This is a genomic window from Acinetobacter bereziniae LMG 1003 = CIP 70.12 (assembly GCF_000368925.1).
In the GTDB taxonomy this organism is placed as follows: Bacteria; Pseudomonadota; Gammaproteobacteria; order Pseudomonadales; family Moraxellaceae; genus Acinetobacter; species Acinetobacter bereziniae.
Genome location: NZ_KB849755.1, coordinates 1,644,326 through 1,664,173 on the forward strand (window position 1 = coordinate 1,644,326; position 19,848 = coordinate 1,664,173).

16 protein-coding genes, 2 rRNA genes and 1 pseudogene (1 of these 19 running past the window's edge) are annotated in these 19,848 nt (G+C 36.9%); 7 read left to right on the forward strand and 12 right to left on the reverse strand.

The features are described 5' to 3' along the window. Nucleotides 1-319: 319 nt before the first annotated feature. The 4 genes from F938_RS09465 to F938_RS09480 form a co-directional block, all read right to left on the reverse strand. Nucleotides 320-1,783: a hypothetical protein gene (locus tag F938_RS09465; protein ID WP_005031097.1), complete on the reverse strand. Its 1,464-nt coding sequence runs from the start codon at nucleotides 1,781-1,783 to the stop codon at nucleotides 320-322. 577 nt (nucleotides 1,784-2,360) lie between these two features. Beyond that, nucleotides 2,361-3,707: a hypothetical protein gene (locus F938_RS09470; protein WP_005031098.1), complete on the reverse strand. Its 1,347-nt coding sequence runs from the start codon at nucleotides 3,705-3,707 to the stop codon at nucleotides 2,361-2,363. Nucleotides 3,708-4,057: 350 nt separating this feature from the next. Next, nucleotides 4,058-4,627: a dCTP deaminase gene (gene dcd / locus F938_RS09475; protein ID WP_005031100.1), complete on the reverse strand. Its 570-nt coding sequence runs from the start codon at nucleotides 4,625-4,627 to the stop codon at nucleotides 4,058-4,060. Nucleotides 4,628-4,761: 134 nt separating this feature from the next. After that, nucleotides 4,762-5,355 (reverse strand): LysE family translocator, encoded by a 594-nt coding sequence (locus tag F938_RS09480; protein WP_005031101.1) that lies wholly within the window; start codon nucleotides 5,353-5,355, stop codon nucleotides 4,762-4,764. Nucleotides 5,356-5,810: 455 nt separating this feature from the next. Between F938_RS09480 and F938_RS09485 the strand changes: the two genes are divergently transcribed. Next, nucleotides 5,811-6,356, forward strand: a complete 546-nt coding sequence (locus F938_RS09485; protein WP_005031104.1) for a DUF2062 domain-containing protein — start codon at nucleotides 5,811-5,813, stop codon at nucleotides 6,354-6,356. A gap of 24 nt (nucleotides 6,357-6,380) precedes the next feature. Here F938_RS09485 and F938_RS09490 read toward each other — a convergent pair whose 3' ends face one another. Together F938_RS09490 and apbC are read right to left on the reverse strand one after the other, a co-directional pair. Next, nucleotides 6,381-7,256 (reverse strand): 5'-methylthioadenosine/S-adenosylhomocysteine nucleosidase, encoded by an 876-nt coding sequence (locus F938_RS09490; RefSeq protein ID WP_005031105.1) that lies wholly within the window; start codon nucleotides 7,254-7,256, stop codon nucleotides 6,381-6,383. A gap of 1,009 nt (nucleotides 7,257-8,265) precedes the next feature. Continuing rightward, nucleotides 8,266-9,519: an iron-sulfur cluster carrier protein ApbC gene (apbC, locus tag F938_RS09495; RefSeq protein ID WP_005031108.1), complete on the reverse strand. Its 1,254-nt coding sequence runs from the start codon at nucleotides 9,517-9,519 to the stop codon at nucleotides 8,266-8,268. Between the two features lie 305 nt (nucleotides 9,520-9,824). On the opposite strand from apbC, the gene F938_RS09500 reads away from it, so the two are divergent. After that, the gene (locus F938_RS09500; protein ID WP_005031110.1) at nucleotides 9,825-10,124 is read left to right on the forward strand and encodes a hypothetical protein; all 300 of its coding nucleotides are present in this window, start codon (nucleotides 9,825-9,827) and stop codon (nucleotides 10,122-10,124) included. 45 nt (nucleotides 10,125-10,169) lie between these two features. Here the strand turns inward: F938_RS09500 and F938_RS09505 are convergent, their stop codons facing one another. Then, nucleotides 10,170-10,367: a hypothetical protein gene (locus tag F938_RS09505; RefSeq protein ID WP_004827580.1), complete on the reverse strand. Its 198-nt coding sequence runs from the start codon at nucleotides 10,365-10,367 to the stop codon at nucleotides 10,170-10,172. Between the two features lie 195 nt (nucleotides 10,368-10,562). On the opposite strand from F938_RS09505, the gene F938_RS09510 reads away from it, so the two are divergent. Further along, entirely contained in the window at nucleotides 10,563-10,778 is a 216-nt protein-coding gene (locus tag F938_RS09510) for a DUF6500 family protein (RefSeq protein WP_005031111.1), read from the forward strand. A 16-nt stretch (nucleotides 10,779-10,794) separates the two neighbouring features. Here F938_RS09510 and F938_RS23760 read toward each other — a convergent pair. Next, nucleotides 10,795-11,090 (reverse strand): annotated as a pseudogene (locus F938_RS23760) (putative quinol monooxygenase). 114 nt (nucleotides 11,091-11,204) lie between these two features. Here F938_RS23760 and F938_RS09520 point away from each other — a divergent pair. Beyond that, on the forward strand, nucleotides 11,205-12,230 hold the full coding sequence (locus tag F938_RS09520) for an IS30-like element ISAba125 family transposase (protein WP_010326927.1): 1,026 nt from the start codon (nucleotides 11,205-11,207) through the stop codon (nucleotides 12,228-12,230). Nucleotides 12,231-12,373: 143 nt separating this feature from the next. Here F938_RS09520 and F938_RS09525 read toward each other — a convergent pair whose 3' ends face one another. Together F938_RS09525 and F938_RS09530 are read right to left on the reverse strand one after the other, a co-directional pair. Next, nucleotides 12,374-12,835: a hypothetical protein gene (locus tag F938_RS09525; protein WP_005031114.1), complete on the reverse strand. Its 462-nt coding sequence runs from the start codon at nucleotides 12,833-12,835 to the stop codon at nucleotides 12,374-12,376. Between the two features lie 102 nt (nucleotides 12,836-12,937). Then, nucleotides 12,938-13,738, reverse strand: a complete 801-nt coding sequence (locus tag F938_RS09530) for a hypothetical protein (protein ID WP_005031115.1) — start codon at nucleotides 13,736-13,738, stop codon at nucleotides 12,938-12,940. 179 nt (nucleotides 13,739-13,917) lie between these two features. On the opposite strand from F938_RS09530, the gene metG reads away from it, so the two are divergent. The 3 genes from metG to F938_RS09545 all read left to right on the forward strand — a co-directional run bounded on the left by metG (nucleotide 13,918) and on the right by F938_RS09545 (nucleotide 17,662). Beyond that, on the forward strand, nucleotides 13,918-15,975 hold the full coding sequence (gene metG / locus F938_RS09535) for a methionine--tRNA ligase (RefSeq protein ID WP_005031116.1): 2,058 nt from the start codon (nucleotides 13,918-13,920) through the stop codon (nucleotides 15,973-15,975). 87 nt (nucleotides 15,976-16,062) lie between these two features. Continuing rightward, the gene (locus tag F938_RS09540; protein WP_005031117.1) at nucleotides 16,063-16,548 is read left to right on the forward strand and encodes a hypothetical protein; all 486 of its coding nucleotides are present in this window, start codon (nucleotides 16,063-16,065) and stop codon (nucleotides 16,546-16,548) included. Nucleotides 16,549-16,684: 136 nt separating this feature from the next. After that, nucleotides 16,685-17,662 (forward strand): MBL fold metallo-hydrolase, encoded by a 978-nt coding sequence (locus F938_RS09545; protein WP_005031118.1) that lies wholly within the window; start codon nucleotides 16,685-16,687, stop codon nucleotides 17,660-17,662. A 153-nt stretch (nucleotides 17,663-17,815) separates the two neighbouring features. On the opposite strand, the gene rrf is transcribed toward F938_RS09545, so the two are convergent. Both rrf and F938_RS09555 read right to left on the reverse strand, forming a co-directional pair. Beyond that, nucleotides 17,816-17,930 (reverse strand): 5S ribosomal RNA (gene rrf / locus F938_RS09550). Between the two features lie 170 nt (nucleotides 17,931-18,100). After that, nucleotides 18,101-19,848, reverse strand: a 23S ribosomal RNA gene (locus F938_RS09555); it runs 1,143 nt beyond the window's last position.

Genomic DNA, 19,848 nt, shown 5'->3' on the forward strand with positions numbered 1-19,848 from the left:
AATTAAATTAAAAATCAATAATAAACACAAAATACTTAAACTTAACAGTAATCCTTTCAAATTACACTCATTTTAAATTTATTCTATATATTTACTTAACTTTAAAAGAGTTAAAACTGGTAAAGCACTTCCAAACACCCTGGATACGGTGTAATTCTGAACAGTTTTACTGCACAAAATATAAGTCGTTAATTTTAGTTATTTTACGCCCACCATAAATTAAATAATATTAAAATCAATAACTTATAAAAAATAAAAAACACAAATCATCACCTTAAAGTCATAACACAACAGTTAAGCTATTGTTGCTAAAATTAATTTAACAAAATTTTAATGAGCCATAGCAATTCGGCGTCAAATTTTGATTTGCTAACTGCAGATTGGCTAAGGTCAGTTTTACTGGATTAGCAAGCGTTGCATTATTCAAGTCAACCACGATTGGTTTAGGCGTTGTCAATGTTAGACCAACAATTGCACCAATAGCAGCACCTGCAGGAACCTTTACCCTATTTTCTTCTTTTAATAATTCTGTAGTCATTAAACCAGCTACCTGCGGTAACACATTTGTAATATCTACTTCTTGAGTTGCTTTTAAATAACCTAATTGCACTGGTTCTGCGAAAGACATCCACCATCCTTTTTTTGCAACATCACTGTTAAACATCTCTGCAATTGTTTTACCAGTCATATCATTTGAATCTACATAATTTCCAGGCCAAAGTATGGCTTGCTGTTGTAAACTTAGATATCCACCAGAACCTGTGAGCGGTATATTATGAAACATGCTTAATGCTTGATTAAAAGTAATATCCATATTTAAATTTTGTACAGCCGATCCATTTGCCAATTTAATTTTAGACTGTGAAGCACAAAATATAAAAACACATATCGAAGGGAAATTAACTTTGAGTTGATTCAGTGGACCACTATCCAATGCGATTGAATCAATTTTTGTTGAAATTCCCTTAACACTTGCATTATCCAATCGACTTCCATTAACCTGAAACTCAGGTATTGAAAATGCTGCTTTCAATGAAGGGAGAGTAATGCCCTGAGTATCTGGGCTATTGGGTTGCGAAGTAAATGTTCTGTTACTTCCCAATGCACTGAGCAAACCTTGAATCTGATGATTTGCCTGATTCCCGAACACAGTTGCTTTTGTCGAAGCTTCACCTGAAGTTGCTGCAATACGCATAAAACCACTCAGTGACTGAATCCCATCTGTGGAAGTTGGAGTAATTCCATTGATTAAACCTGCAGTCAGAAGTCCTGTAATTTTTTCCGCACTAAAACGTAAACCAACTATTTCACGAGTCGATGCTGAATTTGAGTTTTTTACAGCAAACTCCATAAATGGATTAGTCAATTGAGCACTTGTAGAAGCTCGACCAGCTGCCCCAAAATCTGGAGGGTTACCACTTGATGGATTATAATTTGCTGGTAATCCGCTGAGTGAAAGATTCTTTATATCTATATCGCATTGTCCTGCGCCATTTATTCCACCACAACCGAGTTGCAAATTTCTGATATTTGCATTTAAATCCATATCAACTTCAAGCCCAAGCTTGTAAAACCCAATATTGGAACCACTACTATATTTATTCATCAGATTGGTTGAGTCGTTTGGTGCTATATAAGACAAACTCATCAATGCCTGCCCCGTTGTCTCACCCAACTGCTCATCAGTCAAACGGTATAAAGACAAAGATTCGGCATATAAAATAGATGTACTAAAAACACTGAAAGAAAAAAGAGTAAAGTACAAAGGCTTAAACGTGAACATTTTCTGTCCTTAGATGATGTCCAAAATTATTCAGCTCTAACTTTTTAATAATTCAGTATCTTTTTTAATTAAAATCAATATTTCGATCTCATTAAAATTGATTTAACTCAGAGCTCTGCTAATTAATTTAAGCTATCATAATTTTATTTAGTAAATCTTAAGAATTAAAAAAATGTAATTTTTTTGAAAGCCTGTAGACATTGATTATTTAAGATATAAATTCTTATCGTAAAACAAAGAACTTTTTTAAGTTATTAACAATTAAATCTAATAAAAACAGCATTTATTTTATTTATTATTTTCATAAAAATATCACTAAACAGTATCAAAAACAAACTCTAAATTCATATCTTAGTGATTTACTATAATAAAAAATATTTATTATTTTGTCTAAACACTGTAGCCATTATACTGAACAAAACTCTCTTAAAAATGACAATAAAAAACGCTATAAATTTAGTCAATTCAAATTTTATTATCTAAATGATCCTAAAGGCATCAGTAGACATTTAATTTTTTAAACTTTCTAAAAATTAGAAGAATACACTCCCCTAAACAAATTTAGAGGAGCCTGCTGTTAACAGAATGTCATATTTCCATAACAATTACGATATGGCTGTTCCAATAATGTAATATTCCCATCTCTCGCATTTGAACTAGACGCAATATTACTGACGAGACTACTTACTTTATCTGAAATATTGAGTGTAAAAGCATCCTGAAGATACATACTCCAACCTTTACTCACAGCCGCGGCATAATCTGGATATTGTAAATTCTGTCCAGATAAGGCTATACCAAAAGTATTAGAATTCACATCTATTTGATGCACATTACTTAAGTTATAAGGCATTTGATAAGTACTTAAGCCAGAAACTGTGGTACCTAAACCTGTCGCCAACTGTTGTTTAATGTAGTCAGAGATCCCTCCTCTTAATACCGGTAAAAGTGCATTACCAATATTAGCACCAAAAGATCCAGAGCAAATACCAATAATCCTTACACAGGAGTTGCTCGTATTTAATTCGAGTGCAGAAGTTGTTGAAGTACCATTCATGATATCATCGACCACTGCACTTAAATCTAAACCTTGTATTTTCGCCTGAGTTACACGATTTCCAATAACAGAAACCGCTAGACCATTTCGACTCACAGTTGAATAGTTTGCAGTAATTTCACTATATTTTACTGAAGCCAAACCTATATTTAATATTGTTGCATCATCCAATCCTAAAAAGGCACTCGGTGTCGATATTGCATTTGTATTCCATGTATTTGATCTTACAGGTGAAACATTCGTTTCACCTTGCATTGTGAGATTTGCTTTTCCAGTAAAATAACCACTAAATGTGTTTAGACTACCAATCGATAACGGTCCTTCAGCCTTTTCAGCGCCAATACGAATGCCAACCACTTCTCGTGTTGAGGCACTGTTGGGATTTTTAATTGCAAATTGAAAATATGGATTTGTTAAAACAAAATCCTTCATATTTACCTGATTACTGATCGAGTTATTACTATCAAGACCAGCGGGTTGCTTAGGATTTGTTGTTGCAGTTGTAATACAATAGCCTGATGCCCCTACAATACAACCAAAAGAGACATTATCTAAATCCAAGTCACAAGAACCACTTCCGTTGCTGCCTCCACATCCTAATTGAAGCTTTTTTATGTTCGCATTTAATTCAACTGTTGCTTCAAGACCTAATTTATAAAAGCCAACACTACTATCACCTCCAGCACGACGAGCCTCTAAATTTGTTGTATCTGTAGGTGCTAAATAACTCAGACTCATCAACGCCTGACCGGTCGTTTCTGACAATTGTTGATCTGAAAGTGGCTGTAGAGTTGCTGCATTACTTGAACTCATGGTTAAGCCACTGAATGCAAATAATACAACATTTAGAAATTTAAACTGGGACATAGCGCTTCCATCCTGAGCAAAGCTTGACCTTATTTGTTATTACTACGCTAAATAATCATTCAAATCCGATATGAATAACACAATATAAATCACATTATATTTAGCATATATTTAATGATTTCATTTGTAGCACAGATCAAAGTTTATACCGAGAAAATATTTGTATATTCCGATAAAAATCATTACTTTAAAATAATTTAATAGACATTTAAATTATTCTTAACTTTATATTTTAATTATTAAAAATCGAAGATTTAAATAAAATTATATATCACATTACATTTATTATATTGATCATTTTAAACATAAAAAAAGCAAGTATTTCACTTGCTTTTTAAACTGATTCTCTTTTAGGTCTTAGGTAAAGTGACCCCTGTTTGACCTTGGTATTTACCACCACGGTCTTTATAAGATGTTTCACAAACTTCATCCGATTCGAAGAATAACATCTGAGCAACACCTTCACCTGCATAAATACGAGCTGGTAAATTGGTTGTATTGGAAAATTCTAATGTCACATGACCTTCCCACTCAGGTTCAAGTGGTGTGACGTTGACAATAATCCCACAGCGAGCGTAAGTTGATTTTCCTAAACAAACAGTTAAAACATTGCGAGGAATTCGGAAATATTCGACTGTACGTGCTAAAGCAAAAGAGTTTGGTGGAATAATACAAACATCAGATTCAATATCGATAAAACTACGATCATCGAAATTTTTAGGGTCTACAATTGCAGAATGTACATTTGTAAAGACTTTGAATTCACGCGCACAGCGGACATCATAACCATAGCTTGAAACGCCATAAGAAATTAGCTTCTCACCGTGTTCATCATAACGAACTTGGTTTTCTGCATACGGTTCAATCATACCGTGTTTTTCGCTCATTTCGCGAATCCAACGATCAGACTTAATGGCCATTTATTTCTATCCCAAAACTGTGCTGTTTACTGCGCTGTACTTTAACTGAAATTGCTTTTGAAAGGAATGTTTCTTGCGAAATAGCTTTGCTTCAGTCTGTAAGCAAAATCCACAGCCTTTCACGAGGAACGACCTTATAAACTTAAAAGAGCAGAATAACTGAGTGGTACGGTGAAGCTGACTAAAACCAAAGAAGCTGTTCTTTGCATATTGCGTTGATTTAACCAAGTGACTTTATTACTACAGATCACTGAACCAATAAATGTCCAAAAGAATGCAATCGGGATAATCAACAATAAAAATACCAGCATATGAGAGGTATAAGCTGAAGTGTTTTGCCAGACATAGGTTGGAAAAATTGCTGAAGCAAAAAGTAAGGCTTTAGGATTTAACAGCGTTGCTACAAATAGCTCCCGCGCACGAATTGTTGCTTGACTAAAGTCTTCGTCTTGATTCGCTGTACGCCATAACTTTAAAGCTAGAAATAAGATATAACCAGCACTGAATAATTTCAGAATAACGGGTACACTTGGGAACTGCTTAGATACAGTTCCAATGATTAATCCCCAAACAGTAATGGAGATAAAATATCCTAGCGCTTCTGCTGGAATTAAAGGGAGAGATTTTCGAATTCCAACTTGGATTCCAGAAGATGCTAAAAGCGTATTGGTTGGTCCTGGGGTTAAAAGAATCGTCACCACCAGACCGATAAAAAACCATGAAATCATTAAATGACCTCATCTATCAATTGACCGCAGATTAAATCTTTTGATTCAGATTGGCAAAAAAAGAATTGTAAGAGAACATATGAATATGGATAGCAAAATACACAAATATCTTTTATTTTCAATATATTATAACATTATATCACCAAAAGACTGTTAAGTCATTTCATCATTAGTTGTTCCTTTAATAATCATATTTTCATTATTATATTCCAAATATTATCTTTTAAATCAGTATGTTCCATAAAATAAAGTGAACCAGTTCACAAAATAGCTTATTAAAATGGAGCGCAGTGAATGTCTTGACCGAATATGACTGATTTTAAGCAAATTTTCAGCTTTAATGTCTATTATTCAATCAAAACCTCCCTTCACTATTTTAGGTATTTTGTCCGAAAGGTTGTTGTTTTTCTCTACATTGATGCACAATAGTAGCCTTTCTTTCATTTTTTAATTTTATGGCAAAGCATTTTTTTCAGTCTTGGCTTCCCTCCCCCGAGCGGGTCAATAATTTGAAATTTATGAAGATTTTTGGTGATAAAGCCTTAAGTCCTCAGCTTTGGTACGTCAATCGAAAGTCAATTTCTAAGGCAATGTTTATTGGTACATTCTGGGGAATTTTACCCATTCCGTTTCATACATTGTTGATCATTTTTTCTGTGTTATTGTTTGAAGCCAATCTTCCAATTGGTTTAATTTTGGCTTGGATTATGAATCCAATCACTATTATTCCCATTTTGATTTTTGCATTTTGGATTGGCTCTAAAATTTATCATGTGCATATGATCAACAAAGAGATGCTACTGGGCGTTTTCCATCAAATCATCCATTGGATTAAAAACTTTGGGCATGGTCATATTGATTTTAGTTTGGCAAAAATTTTAGCCACAGGGCTTTTTATTGAGGCATTGGTCTGTGCATCTTTGCTTTTTATTGTGACACGTATTTACTGGCGTTGGAGTGTGGTTAAAAAATGGAATGATCGTAAGAATCACCCACTTTAAAACCGCTTCCGACAGGATTGATTGTTATTTCAAAGCCGCTTGTTTTGCTTTCATATATTCAACCACGACATCTAAAACATAGTGCTGGCATGCTTCACCTGTGCCTGCATCATATGCGCCACCATTGGTAATGTTATTTGATAGCACTCGAATACCCAAAAAAGGGACTTTAAATTGACTGGCAATTTGTGCAACAGAGGCAGCTTCCATTTCTTCAACCGATGTTGCATAGTTTTTATGGAAAAATGCAATTCGATCTAATTCATTATTCCACACATCAGCTGAACCGATGGTACCTTCAACAACATTACCCTGTGTATAATTATTCTGAGCACGATGAGCTGCTGTTAAAAGCTCAGCATCCGCTTCGAACTTCCGAATCGCAATCGGCTCTGGATCAGATTCATCATCAGGTAGTACATCAAAGGCTTCGTTCCATTCTAAAGCGTTTGAACCTTCTCCCAACGCTTTTTTAGGGGTCCTGAAAGCACCAATATTTGTTGTATATCGTCCCAAAACAATATCATAAACTTTGAGCTCTGGATCATGCCCGCCCGATGTCCCTTGGTTAATAATCGCAATAGGCTTATACCGCTCAATTGCGATTGCAGTTGCAGCTGCCGCATTACTCATTCCCATTCGGGTTTTAGAGATAATCACGGGATAGCCCTGATAAGTCCCTTTCCAAAACTTCCATCCCCCCACAGTTTCAACAGTCGCATTGGTCAATTTTGCTGCCATTTGCTCAGACTCAACAGGTAATGCGCCTTGAATTACAATGGGTTGTAAAGCTTTCTGAGTATCGCTATTTTGATTTGTATTGTGTGAATCATTATTACACGCTGCCAATAGCAGGGAACCGCACATGCCAATAGCATGGATTATTTTTTTGAATTGCATCATTTGCTCAACAGCTTAAATAAGAACTGGATATTTAAGCAATGAATATACCAATTCCACAAATTTCATTTTTTTATATCAAAATTAAAGTATATATGATTTGAATATGTTGGCTATGATTGAAATTAATTTCAGCACGATTTTAATCAATTCAGAATGACCTGAAGATAAATCAGCATTTCCCCCTTACCAATCATCAATTAATTTAATGACATCTTTATCTAACAATTCAATTTTGGTTTTACATTGCCAAAATCTAAGTTCACCAGTGATAGTGAAATGTTAATTAACCTGAGTTCGATAAAAATCCTTGATGAAAGATGATATAGCCAAACCGCCTGATTATTCATACACGTGATTTGGATGATTCATTTATTTTGTACTTTTGAATCATCGATGGTCTTGCGATCGTGAGGCGACATGGATGTCGCCATGTTGAGCGGGGATATGAGGATGTACCCCTCGCTCAACGAAAGATTTTTGTCACTTTTCATCTCTGAAAAGTGAGGCATCCCTACGCAAAACAATTTAAACTTTAGAAGTAAAGCGTGGCAGTGCAAGCTTTAGATCATCAAACAATCTATTGATCGCTTTCATTTTATTGATCAAGAGAAAGGAAACGCTATTGATGGTTACGCTTGCGGAGCTCCGCTCCTCATACTAAAATTTGATGAAAACACAGCAAGACTCCATATAGATTTATTATTTTTCAATGAGTTGAAGATTTAATTACATCGAACTCAGATTAATTACAGATTCAAAATCTGAAAGTATCTTTCCAGCATCTTGCTAATTTGTACCACTCTCCCCCCATCCTTGGCAGTAATCACCTAATCTTTTTTGGGAATAATAAAAACGAGTAGCACTATTAACATCACCATTGGCAGTATTGGCGAGACTAATAAAAACCTTATTATCGAGTAAGTTAAAATATTTCATTGACTTATCCTCATTTGCCTTTCTTGAATTAAATGGTAAACATCGAGAAAGGCGATCGTATAGAATAAATTTAGAAAATTCGATGTGGATCTTTTTCTACTCGAGGCAAAGCCTTGGCAATTTTTTCAGCAATCAACATATAGCTTTCTGCTGCTGCATCCCCAGCAATAACAGAGGGATGACCTGCATCGACATTTTCACGAATCTGTACGTTTAAAGGTAAGCGACCAAGTAATGGAATATCGTATTGCTCAGACAAACGATCACCACCACCTGTACCAAAAATTTGCTCTTCATGACCACAATTCGAACAAATGTGTGTCGACATATTTTCAATCACACCCATCACAGGGATTTGAACTTTATTAAAGAGTTCAATGCCCTTTACTGCATCCATTAAAGCTACATTTTGTGGTGTTGTTACAATCACCGCACCTGTCACAGGAATACGCTGTGCAAGGGTCAATTGGATATCACCTGTACCAGGTGGCATATCAATCACAAGTACATCAAGGTCAGGCCATAAGGCTTGATTAAAAAGTTGCATCAATGCCCCTGTAGCTTTTGCACCACGCCATGCAACGGGGGTATTTTCCTTACCAATTAAATGCCCGATTGAAAGAACTGCCATCCCGTGCGCTTCAAGTGGAACGAAGTTTTCACCTTCAATTTTGGGCGTTTGTCCAGCATTGCCCAACATCGTTGGAATGCTTGGACCATAAATATCAGCATCTAAAACACCCACTTTTAACCCTAATTTGTTCAGTGCGAGCGCAATATTTACAGTAGTTGTCGATTTTCCTACGCCACCTTTACCCGATGAAATCAAAATGACATTTTGTATACGTGGATGTTTAGGAATGTCCCGTTGTTGTGGTGCAGCTTTCTGAATCGGTGGATTATTAGGATCAGCCTCTGCTTGAGCATGTTGTGGTGAAGCATCGACAACAGGCGGTAATGTATGACTTTCTGCTTTGGGTTGGCTAGAACAACTATGCCCTGCTTTTCCATGTTGTTCGCTTGAGCAGCTTGAGTCATGCTGAATTTTTTGCTGAATCACATGCATGTTTAATTCTTGAATACCACATTTTTCTAAAGCATCGGCAAGATCATCATGGATTTTTTGCAAGTCATCCGCTTCATTGGGATATGTATTGATCGTAAGCTGTAATACTCGTCCAACAACATTCACTTGAGTAATACGATCCTTTAAAGCGTTGTTCGAGTTTGGCAACATATAATTTTGCAAAACGGATTGGACTTCTTCCTCTTTCACCTCCTGCGCGGGAGAAAAAACTGATTTAAGTGAAGAAAGCCAAGACATAGATTTGCTCCAAGTTTGCAAATACAACAAATACTGAAACTATAGTTTAACTGTAAATTGAGCTGAGGGTAAGCAAAGTTCTATTCAGCTTTTTGAATGTCTTTATTAATCCTACTGATTTAGTCGGAATTTATTGGTAAAACTTCATTTCTAAACTATATTCAGTACTTTTATAATCTTTAATGGTCAGTGCAATCTCATCAATCTAAATTGGTATCGTTTTTAATAGATCATTTCATACAAAATGCGTAAAAAAACGGCTATAGTGATGCTTCTGATCTTAATAATAACAAGGCTTACCGTTAATGAAACTTCGCCATGCTTTGATGCTATCTTTATTTATTTCTGGTTCTGTGATTGCGGGAACATCTACCAATACTGTAAGAACCATTTCTGGGCAACTCATTTCTATAGGTGATAGTTATGCAGATATGAGCACACGGATTGCTCAGCCTCCAATCTCAATGCACACCTACGAAAAGAAAGAAGGGAAAACGACAGTCACTGTCTCAAATTATATTTATGAAATTGATCAGATTTATTATACATTTACAGTTATTGAAAATCACATTCGCCATATTGAATGGACACGTAAAGACCTATAATAGCAAAAGCCTCTGAAGAAAATTTTCCTCAAAGGCTTTTTTTACTTAACTCTTATCACTCTCGTCATCTTTTTTATGTTTTAAATCATTGACCTTTTGCTCACCTTTCAATAAGGTTTCTTTGGCTTTATGTTTTAAATCATCAGCGACCTTTTCCGCACCCAATTTTGCTTCTTTTGCCTTTAACTTTACATCATCAATTACTTCAGAAGCTTTATTCTTTAAATCGTCTAAGTTAGTCATCTGTCGTTCCTATTTTGATTAAGTTACTTAACAGTTATAGCAACAGAATCGAGATAAAACGTCAAAAACTGCATTTCAGAAACAATTCACCCACAGAATGTAGCGATGTATCTTTTTGTTTCAAAATGAATAAAATAGTCACAACAGCTAAATCCATATAAAGAATTCAATCTAATGGATACATCGAGATTATTTATGCAACAAGCCATCAAAGAAAAAATTATTCGAGTATGTAATGAAAAAATTGCCAAAAAGGGTGATCAAGTCGGGCTATCCTTTTATGCTTTTTTCGCGAATAAAAATGATGATCCAGAAACATTAATGCAAGTCGCAGAATGGTGGATTAAAACCCATCAGCTTGATCACTTTGAAAAAGCGAGCAAAATTAAACAAATGATAGAAAATGGATAATAGGTGCTTTAGCATTTTAAAATAGTTCTTGGTAATGCTGCATATGCGTAAAAATACTTCCTTGTCTTGTATATTGGTCAATCAAAGGCACTAATCTCTGAAAATGTGCTGATTGGACATGAGCATCTAATGCAGCTCGATCTATCCATTCTTCAATAAAAAAAAATGACCTGTATTACGTAAATCATGGTACAAGTCATAAGCAATACAGCCCTGTTCTTGTTTCGTCTTGTCAATTAATTCTTGATATAAAGGCAAAACAAGATCAATTTTATCTATTTGAATAAAGTCTTCAGCAATTAGTTTAAGCATCAATCAGTTCTAAATGACAATAATGACTTGCAACATAGCATAGAAAACAAACTGAATGGAGGCAGAGTAAAACTTGAAGTGCGACATAAACCACCTAATTAATTTAAAGGGTTTATGGAGTATATAAAATTGTCATACCATCATCTTAACTTTGAAGATCGTACTGCATTAATGCTTGAGTCAAGAAAAGAAGGCTTTTCAGCCAGAAAATTTGCTGAACTCATTAAAAGACATCCTAGTACGATCTATCGTGAGCTTAAAAGAAATAGCATCAATGACGTTTATCAAGCTCGATATGCTTCTGATAACACCTTCGCTAGACGTAGACGTGGTCACAGAAAACTCAAAATCGATTCAATCCTCTGGAAATTTATTGTTGAAGCGATCCGTTGTTTATGGTCTCCTCAGCAAATAGCAAAGCGTTTAAAGACATTTCCTGATTTGGATCAAACAATGAATGTAAGCCATACAACGATTTATTCAACGATACGCGCATTACCAAAGGGTGAGTTGAAAAAAGACTTATTATCCTGTCTGCGTCATGAAAATAAAAAGCGAAAAGCTAACGGTGAACCTAAAAAAGATTCTATATTACAGGATATTAAAACTATTCATGAGCGCCCAGCCGAAGTTCAAGAAAGAAAAATACCGGGTCATTGGGAAGCTGATTTAATTAAAGGTAAAGACAATAAAAGTTCGATAGCAACACTTATTGAACGAAATACACGGCTCTGTATCTTGGCAACATTACCTGATGCAAAGGCAGAATCAGTGCGCAAGGCTTTAACTGAAGCTCTGAAATATTTACCTGCAGAACTGCGTAAAACGTTGACCTATGACCGTGGACGCGAGATGGCAGAACATAAAATACTTGAAGAAGATTTAGGCATAGATGTATATTTCTGTGACCCACATTCACCCTGGCAAAAAGGCACATGCGAAAATATGAATGGTTTAATTAGGCAATATTTACCTAAAGGGATTGATTTAAATCAGGCAGATCAGCATTATTTAAATCAAGTTGCCATGTCACTGAATACTCGTCCTAGAAAAGCGTTAGATTGGCTTACACCATTAGAGAAATTTGCTCAGCTTGTTGATTATCATAAGACTTTTCAAACTGTCGCACCTCATGTTTGAATTCGCCGGACAATGATAATTGACCATCTTTTTAATTTTATAAAAAAACATTTAAAAAAATTCAACAGCATGAATAATAAAGGTTAAAAAAATTTATTTTTTAGCACAGATATTTCTTCAAATGATTTTATCTTGATTAAGCATTACCTTTTTAGATATATTCTAGACAAATATAAATATAATGTATTTCCAGCCATTAAGCCTATAAAAATAGGAATTAACAACAAAGCATAAGCAATACATAAATATGCCAACATTTCGAGAAAACGATATAGAGTTCCCTCTAAACATAAAATCAAAAAGAGACAACTTAAAATGAGCAGGAAAATAAATATAGTCACTTTAAACATTTGAGCAGTTTCAATCACTGCTTTAGGCTTTTTTAGAATGCTAAAAATCAGAAGGTAGCTAAAGAATGCCAATAAAAATAGCAATGGTGTGAGATACAAAAGCACTTCCATACCACGACTTGGGTTTCGCTCAGAAGCGATGCCAAAAAAATCGCCCTGATAGAAATATAATGACATGCTGAATGGAACAACTAAGCTCAAAACAGCGCTAAGACTGGCAGCCGCGGAAACCATATATAAAGACCAAGACCGCATCCTGTTCTCCTTTTCCGATCTTGGCATCAGTGTCTAAAACATAAATGTAAAATATTTGATTCTTCAGTGAAATTTAAGTGAAGTTTTTGATATTTTCCTTGCTTAGGATTTTAATGAGCTCATAAAACTTACAGCGCTAAATAACCAAATAAACAATACAAAGCTACGCCCCTGATTAAAATGGCTCAACTCTGTACCATGCAAAATATTGTGACGTGTCATACTCACGGTTGAACTATTGTCCATTTTGTATGCCACAAGCTCTAAAAAATAATGATTCAATTCATTGGCAATTTTGACCTTATGCCATAAACTCTTGATCTCATGACCTTTTAAACCTGGCACAATTTTATAAACATCAATAAATTTAGTGTCCTGTTGTTTCAAATACCCATTTTGAAGTAAAACTGCTGTCAGTAAACCTTCTAATTGTGCATATAGCAAAGGTATACATCCTGCATAAAATTTTAACTCATAGAGTTTAAAACTTTGCGCTAATACAGCTTTGTATTGAGCTTTTGACTCACCAATATCTAATAGCTCAAAAGCATCTAGTAAGCTGCTTTGAAAAAACTCAGTATTGATCACATCCAAAAGATTAAATTCTGAAATCTCTTTAGCCTCATGAATGAGTTGCCAAAAATACAAAAGGTTTAATGCATCATTAGCAACCTTCGCATCCACAGGTTGATCTAACTGATCTGCAAGTACATCGAAATATTTTTCTTCTTGCGCCATATCTCTGAGCGTCTGAATTAAAAACTGATGCTCATCCTCAGAAATATCGTCTAGATACTGTTGTGCTTGTTTTAAAATATTTTTTTCAAACTGTGCTTTGGTTTTTTGATTTTGTGCAATACGAATTACAGGTTGATCATCATCAAAATAATCTTCATCAATCATTACTTTATTACTCATGAGCATGCTTCAATCGTTGATTCTATAATAATAAATCGTTGGGTATATGAATATGATTAAAAATCCACATTTGAAAAGAATTCACCTATTCAGTTGTGCATCTTGATAGCAATTACGTTAAAATCAATACCCTTGCCTTAACTTTGAGAAAGAGAGTTATATCCGTGCGAAATATCTTAGTCACTAACGCCCTTCCATACGCAAATGGTCCTATTCATATGGGTCATCTACTCGGCTACATCCAAGCAGATATCTGGGTTCGTGCCATGCGTGCAATGGGTCATGATGTGACTTATGTATGTGCGGATGATGCTCATGGTACAGCCATTATGCTTCGCGCTGAGGCGAATGGAATTACCCCTGAAGAACAAATTGCCAATGTTCAGAAAGAACATATTCGTGATTTCGATGGTTTTGGTGTGCATTTTGATCACTATGATTCAACCAATAGTGATGAAAATAAGGCTCGCTCTGAAGAAATTTATATCAAAAACCGTGAAGCAGGAAATATCGCGATTCGTCCTGTAACACAATTATTTGATCCTGAAAAAAGCATGTTTCTTTCAGATCGATTCATTAAAGGCACATGCCCAAAATGTAAAGCTGAAGATCAGTATGGCGACTCATGTGAAGTTTGTGGAACCACCTACAATGCGACAGAGTTGTTAAACCCTCGCTCGACTTTAAGTGGTGCGACACCTGTTGAAAAATCATCTGATCATTACTTTTTCAAACTGCCTAATTTTGCAGAATATTTACAAAAATGGACGCGTGACGAAGGTCGTCTACCTGTATCTATCGCAAATAAATTAGATGAATGGTTTGATAATGGTTTAAACGACTGGGATATTTCTCGTGACGCTCCATATTTCGGTTTTGAAATACCCGATGCACCTAATAAATACTTCTATGTATGGGTTGATGCACCAATTGGCTATATGTCGAGTTTTGAAAATTACATCAAAACCAAGCGACCAGAATTAAATTTTGATGCATTTTGGAAAAAAGATTCTAAAAATGAGGTGTATCACTTCATTGGTAAAGATATTGTTTATTTCCATGCGCTGTTCTGGCCTGCAATGCTTGAAGGTGCAAATTACCGTACTCCTACAGGTCTATTCGTAAATGGTTTCTTAACTGTGAATGGTCAGAAGATGTCAAAGTCTCGCGGTACTTTCATCAAAGCTGAAACCTATTTACAGCATTTGAATCCAGAATATTTACGTTATTACTTTGCTTCCAAACTGTCTGATAAGGTTGAAGATTCTGACTTAAATCTTGATGATTTCGTACAGAAAGTGAACTCAGATTTGGTCGGCAAAGTAGTCAATATTGCCAGTCGTTGTGCAAAATTCATTAACACCAAATTTGACAATACCTTATCAAAGACCTGTACAGAGTCTGCTTTAGTTCAAAGCTTTATCGATGCTGGTGATTCAATTGCCAAAGCTTATGAAGCACGTGAATTTTCTACTGCCATTCGTGAAATCATGGCACTTGCTGATCGTGCAAATCAGTATATTGATGAGAAAAAACCTTGGGCTTTGGCAAAAATCGAAGGTGAAGAACAACAAGTTCATGATGTCTGTTCAGTGGGTATTAACCTGTTCCGCCAATTAGCTGTTTATCTCGCACCTGTTTTGCCAACACTTGCTCAACAAGTCCAAGATTTCTTAAAACTGGATCGTTTTGATTTTGCTTCACGTCAAAATATCTTAACAGTACATGAAATTTCGCAATTCCAACCATTGATGCAACGTGTAGACCCTAAAGCAGTAGCTGCTATGGTTGATGCATCTAAAGACTCTTTGGCTTCTGCAGCTGAACCAGCAAAAGTTGAAAAGAAAAAAGAGAAGAAAGTTGAGAAAAAGCCTGAACCTAAAGTGGGTGAAGCTGAAATTATTGGTATTGAGGACTTTATCAAAGTTGATCTCCGTGTCGCAGAAGTTGTAGAGGCTGCCCATGTTGAAGGATCAGATAAATTACTTCAACTGACCTTAAATGTTGGCGAAGCAGAACCACGTAATGTATTCAGTGGAATCCGTGAATTCTATGCACCAGAAGATTTAAAAGGTAAATTGGTTGTGATGGTTGCTAACCTCGCTCCACGTAAAATGCGCTTTGGTATTTCCAATGGAATGGTGCTTGCTGCTGGAAATGGTGAAGGTGTTTGGGTCATTTCACCTGAATCTGGTGCAAAAGCTGGTGACAAAGTCTCTTAAGTAGCAATCCAATGATTTTTGAAAGGCTTCTTCGGAAGCCTTTTTTTATGTTATGTTCAAGAATAAAATCAAGATAAAGCTCATAATATGGCAATTACAAAAACCAGCCTTTCACAAAAAGCTAAATGGCAAAGTTCAGCATTTGTCATTTGGGGACCATTTATTGGAACTTTGATTATCGCAATCACATTTCATAGTCATATTATGTTCGGTGATCCAATACGATTTTTAAAAGGTCTCATTACGCCCTCGATCATATTTCCAATGATTGGCGGATTATTCTTAATTACACCGTTTGGTTATTTACTTGGCATTATTCCTGCAATAATCATTCAATTATTATTCCAACATTTCTTTGCTGAAAAGCTCGCTCAAATACCATTCATGCGATGCATAATCTATGGCGCAATGTTAGGATTAATGCTTTCACCCTTTATCCTTATTCTTTCCATACTCACTCCATCACCTATATTCACATTTAGTTATCTTCAATTTGTTCTCATCCTCCCCACAATCCTAATTTGTACTGTTATTGAATGGAAAAGAATCCAAAACAAAAGGCAAATCAACTGAAGTACTCACACCAACACTTTTGAGAATCATAAAAAATTCGCTTACAAAAGCAGAATTTTTTTCATCAATAAAAAGCTCAGTGACAGATCAATCCATGCTACAAAATAATTCATTAAATTAATGTTGAACATATCCAATGAAAAATATTGTCCAATCTTTGTCAGTACTCTGCGTTTGTTTATTTCCACTTGCATCAAAGGCAGATGTTCAAAAAACTTTACCGATTATTGAGCAACAGCCGCAAGTTTCTGGCTTTTACCAACATCAAGTTGGTGATACACAAATTACAGCCTTACTTGATGGCACAAATTTTATGTCGCCTACACTCTTTAAAGATATTTCATCAGACAAAGTTCAAGAGATTTTAAAAAAGTACCACGCTGATCAAGCAAAAGGTGTACAAACCTCAGTCAATGCTTTTCTGGTTAATACTGGAAAGTCTTTAGTTTTAGTTGACAGTGGTACTGCAGATTGTTTTGGTACTCACTTAGGCTCTGTACTGAAAAATCTGAAAGCTTCAGGCTATCAACCAGAACAAGTTAATACCATTTTACTCACGCATTTGCATCCTGATCATTCCTGTGGTGTCAGTAAAAATGCTATTGCCAATTTTCCCAATGCCACCATTTATGTCTCAGAAAAAGAAGCGAGTTATTGGCTAAATCCAAAGCAAGCTGAAAAAATAGCACAGGATAAGCGCCAAAATTATGTGGCTACTGTAGAGAAAATTAAAGCTGCTCTTGCACCTTATCAAGCGAAACAGCAATTTAAAACCTTTAAACTCGGTGACAAAATCAATGGCTTTGAAGTGATCAACACTGCTGGTCATACACCAGGCCATTTCAGCTATAAACTCAAAACCACAGGTGAAGATGTTATCTTTATTGGTGATATTGTGCATTCTCACACTGTTCAATTTGATAGACCAGAAACAGCGATCGAATATGATATTGATCCTAAAATGGCTGTACAAACACGTTTAAAACAATTTGCAGACTATGCTAAAAATGGACAAACTATAGCAGCACCTCACTTACCTTTTCCAGGCATTGGTCATATCTACTCAGCAGATGGGAAAAGCTATCAATGGATTCCAATCCACTTTAAAGACTGACTTATTTTTGCTTTAACCGCAATTGATATAAGCTCTACCACAAGGTAGCACTTTTATTTCTCTTCTTAATTTCTTATCATTTCTATTTTCACTTTTCTTTACACATAAAAAAAACACCCTCAACAGTTAGTTGAGGGTGTTTTAAGAATTAAAAGCTGGCGATGACTTACTCTCACATGGGTAACCCCACACTACCATCAGCGCTAAGAGGTTTCACTTCTGAGTTCGGGAAGGGATCAGGTGGTTCACTCTTGCTATTGTCGCCAGCAAACTGTTATGGACTTTTTCGGGTCTTATGGGTATGCCTTACTTTGTTCCAAATGAGTTTAACAGAAGAACATTTGAGTTGGTTATTGTAACTAGCTTTACAACTAAATCAAGTTTCTTTGATCTTTTATGAATCAAATGATGCTTCACATACAACTGCTTGGGTGTTGTATAGTCAAGCCTCACGAGCAATTAGTATTGGTCAGCTTCATGCGTCACCGCACTTCCACATCCAACCTATCAACGTCGTAGTCTTCAACGGCTCTTTAGAGGACATAAAGTCCTAGGGAAATCTTATCTTGAGGTAGGCTTCCCGCTTAGATGCTTTCAGCGGTTATCCCTTCCGAACATAGCTACCCGGCGATGCGACTGGCGTCACAACCGGTACACCAGAGGTTCGTCCACTCTGGTCCTCTCGTACTAGGAGCAGATCCTCTCAAATTTCCAACGCCCACGGTAGATAGGGACCGAACTGTCTCACGACGTTCTAAACCCAGCTCGCGTACCTCTTTAAATGGCGAACAGCCATACCCTTGGGACCTGCTTCAGCCCCAGGATGAGATGAGCCGACATCGAGGTGCCAAACACCGCCGTCGATATGAACTCTTGGGCGGTATCAGCCTGTTATCCCCAGAGTACCTTTTATCCGTTGAGCGATGGCCCTTCCATACAGAACCACCGGATCACTAAGACCTACTTTCGTACCTGCTCGACTTGTGGGTCTCGCAGTTAAGCGCGCTTTTGCCTTTATACTCTACGCGTGATTTCCGACCACGCTGAGCGCACCTTCGTACTCCTCCGTTACTCTTTAGGAGGAGACCGCCCCAGTCAAACTACCCACCAGACATGGTCCTCGTCCCGGATAACGGGACAGAGTTAGAACCTCAATATTACCAGGGTGGTATTTCAAGGATGGCTCCATAGCAACTGGCGTCGCTACTTCTAAGCCTCCCACCTATCCTACACAAGTAAGATCAAAGTTCAATGTCAAGCTGCAGTAAAGGTTCACGGGGTCTTTCCGTCTAGCCGCGGGTACACCGCATCTTCACGGCGATTTCGATTTCACTGAGCCTCTGCTGGAGACAGCGCCCCCATCATTATGCCATTCGTGCAGGTCGGAACTTACCCGACAAGGAATTTCGCTACCTTAGGACCGTTATAGTTACGGCCGCCGTTTACTGGGGCTTCGATCAAGAGCTTCGCTTACGCTAACCCCATCAATTAACCTTCCAGCACCGGGCAGGCATCACACCCTATACGTCCACTTTCGTGTTTGCAGAGTGCTATGTTTTTAATAAACAGTTGCAGGGGCCTGGTTTCTGTGGCTGCCAATAGCTCAAGGAGCAAGTCCTATCACCGTCAGCAGCGTACCTTCTCCCGAAGTTACGGTACCATTTTGCCTAGTTCCTTCAGCAGAGTTCTCTCAAGCGCTTTGGTCTACTCGACCTGACCACCTGTGTCGGTTTCGGGTACGATTCCTGTGTAACTGAAGCTTAGAGACTTTTCCTGGAAGCATAGTATCAGCCACTTCACGAGTAAACTCGCTTGCTATCAGTTCTCAGCATAGAGCACCCCGGATTTGCCTAAGATGCATGCCTACAACCTTTCACCTGGACAACCAACGCCAGGCTGACTTAACTTTCTCCGTCCTCTCATCGCATTACACAGAAGTATTGGAATATTAACCAATTTCCCATCGACTACGCCTCTCGGCCTCGCCTTAGGGGTCGACTCACCCAGCCCCGATTAACGTTGGACTGGAACCCTTGGTCTTTCAGCGAACGGGTTTTTCACCCGTTTTGTCGTTACTCACGTCAGCATTCGCACTTCTGATACCTCCAGCATGCTTCTCAACACACCTTCATCGGCTTACAGAACGCTCCCCTACCACGTATACAAAGTATACATCCGCAGCTTCG

Coding starts and splice junctions, on each gene's coding strand:
- F938_RS09510 (WP_005031111.1), top strand. CDS start 10,563: ATGCAACAAGCCATCAAAGAAAAAATTATTCGAGTATGTAATGAAAAA.
- F938_RS09465 (WP_005031097.1), bottom strand. CDS start 1,783: ATGTTCACGTTTAAGCCTTTGTACTTTACTCTTTTTTCTTTCAGTGTT.
- dcd (WP_005031100.1), bottom strand. CDS start 4,627: ATGGCCATTAAGTCTGATCGTTGGATTCGCGAAATGAGCGAAAAACAC.
- F938_RS09480 (WP_005031101.1), bottom strand. CDS start 5,355: ATGATTTCATGGTTTTTTATCGGTCTGGTGGTGACGATTCTTTTAACC.
- F938_RS09485 (WP_005031104.1), top strand. CDS start 5,811: ATGGCAAAGCATTTTTTTCAGTCTTGGCTTCCCTCCCCCGAGCGGGTC.
- F938_RS09545 (WP_005031118.1), top strand. CDS start 16,685: ATGAAAAATATTGTCCAATCTTTGTCAGTACTCTGCGTTTGTTTATTT.
- F938_RS09540 (WP_005031117.1), top strand. CDS start 16,063: ATGGCAATTACAAAAACCAGCCTTTCACAAAAAGCTAAATGGCAAAGT.
- F938_RS09520 (WP_010326927.1), top strand. CDS start 11,205: ATGGAGTATATAAAATTGTCATACCATCATCTTAACTTTGAAGATCGT.
- F938_RS09500 (WP_005031110.1), top strand. CDS start 9,825: ATGAAACTTCGCCATGCTTTGATGCTATCTTTATTTATTTCTGGTTCT.
- F938_RS09505 (WP_004827580.1), bottom strand. CDS start 10,367: ATGACTAACTTAGACGATTTAAAGAATAAAGCTTCTGAAGTAATTGAT.
- F938_RS09470 (WP_005031098.1), bottom strand. CDS start 3,707: ATGTCCCAGTTTAAATTTCTAAATGTTGTATTATTTGCATTCAGTGGC.
- F938_RS09490 (WP_005031105.1), bottom strand. CDS start 7,256: ATGCAATTCAAAAAAATAATCCATGCTATTGGCATGTGCGGTTCCCTG.
- F938_RS09525 (WP_005031114.1), bottom strand. CDS start 12,835: ATGCGGTCTTGGTCTTTATATATGGTTTCCGCGGCTGCCAGTCTTAGC.
- apbC (WP_005031108.1), bottom strand. CDS start 9,519: ATGTCTTGGCTTTCTTCACTTAAATCAGTTTTTTCTCCCGCGCAGGAG.
- F938_RS09530 (WP_005031115.1), bottom strand. CDS start 13,738: ATGATTGATGAAGATTATTTTGATGATGATCAACCTGTAATTCGTATT.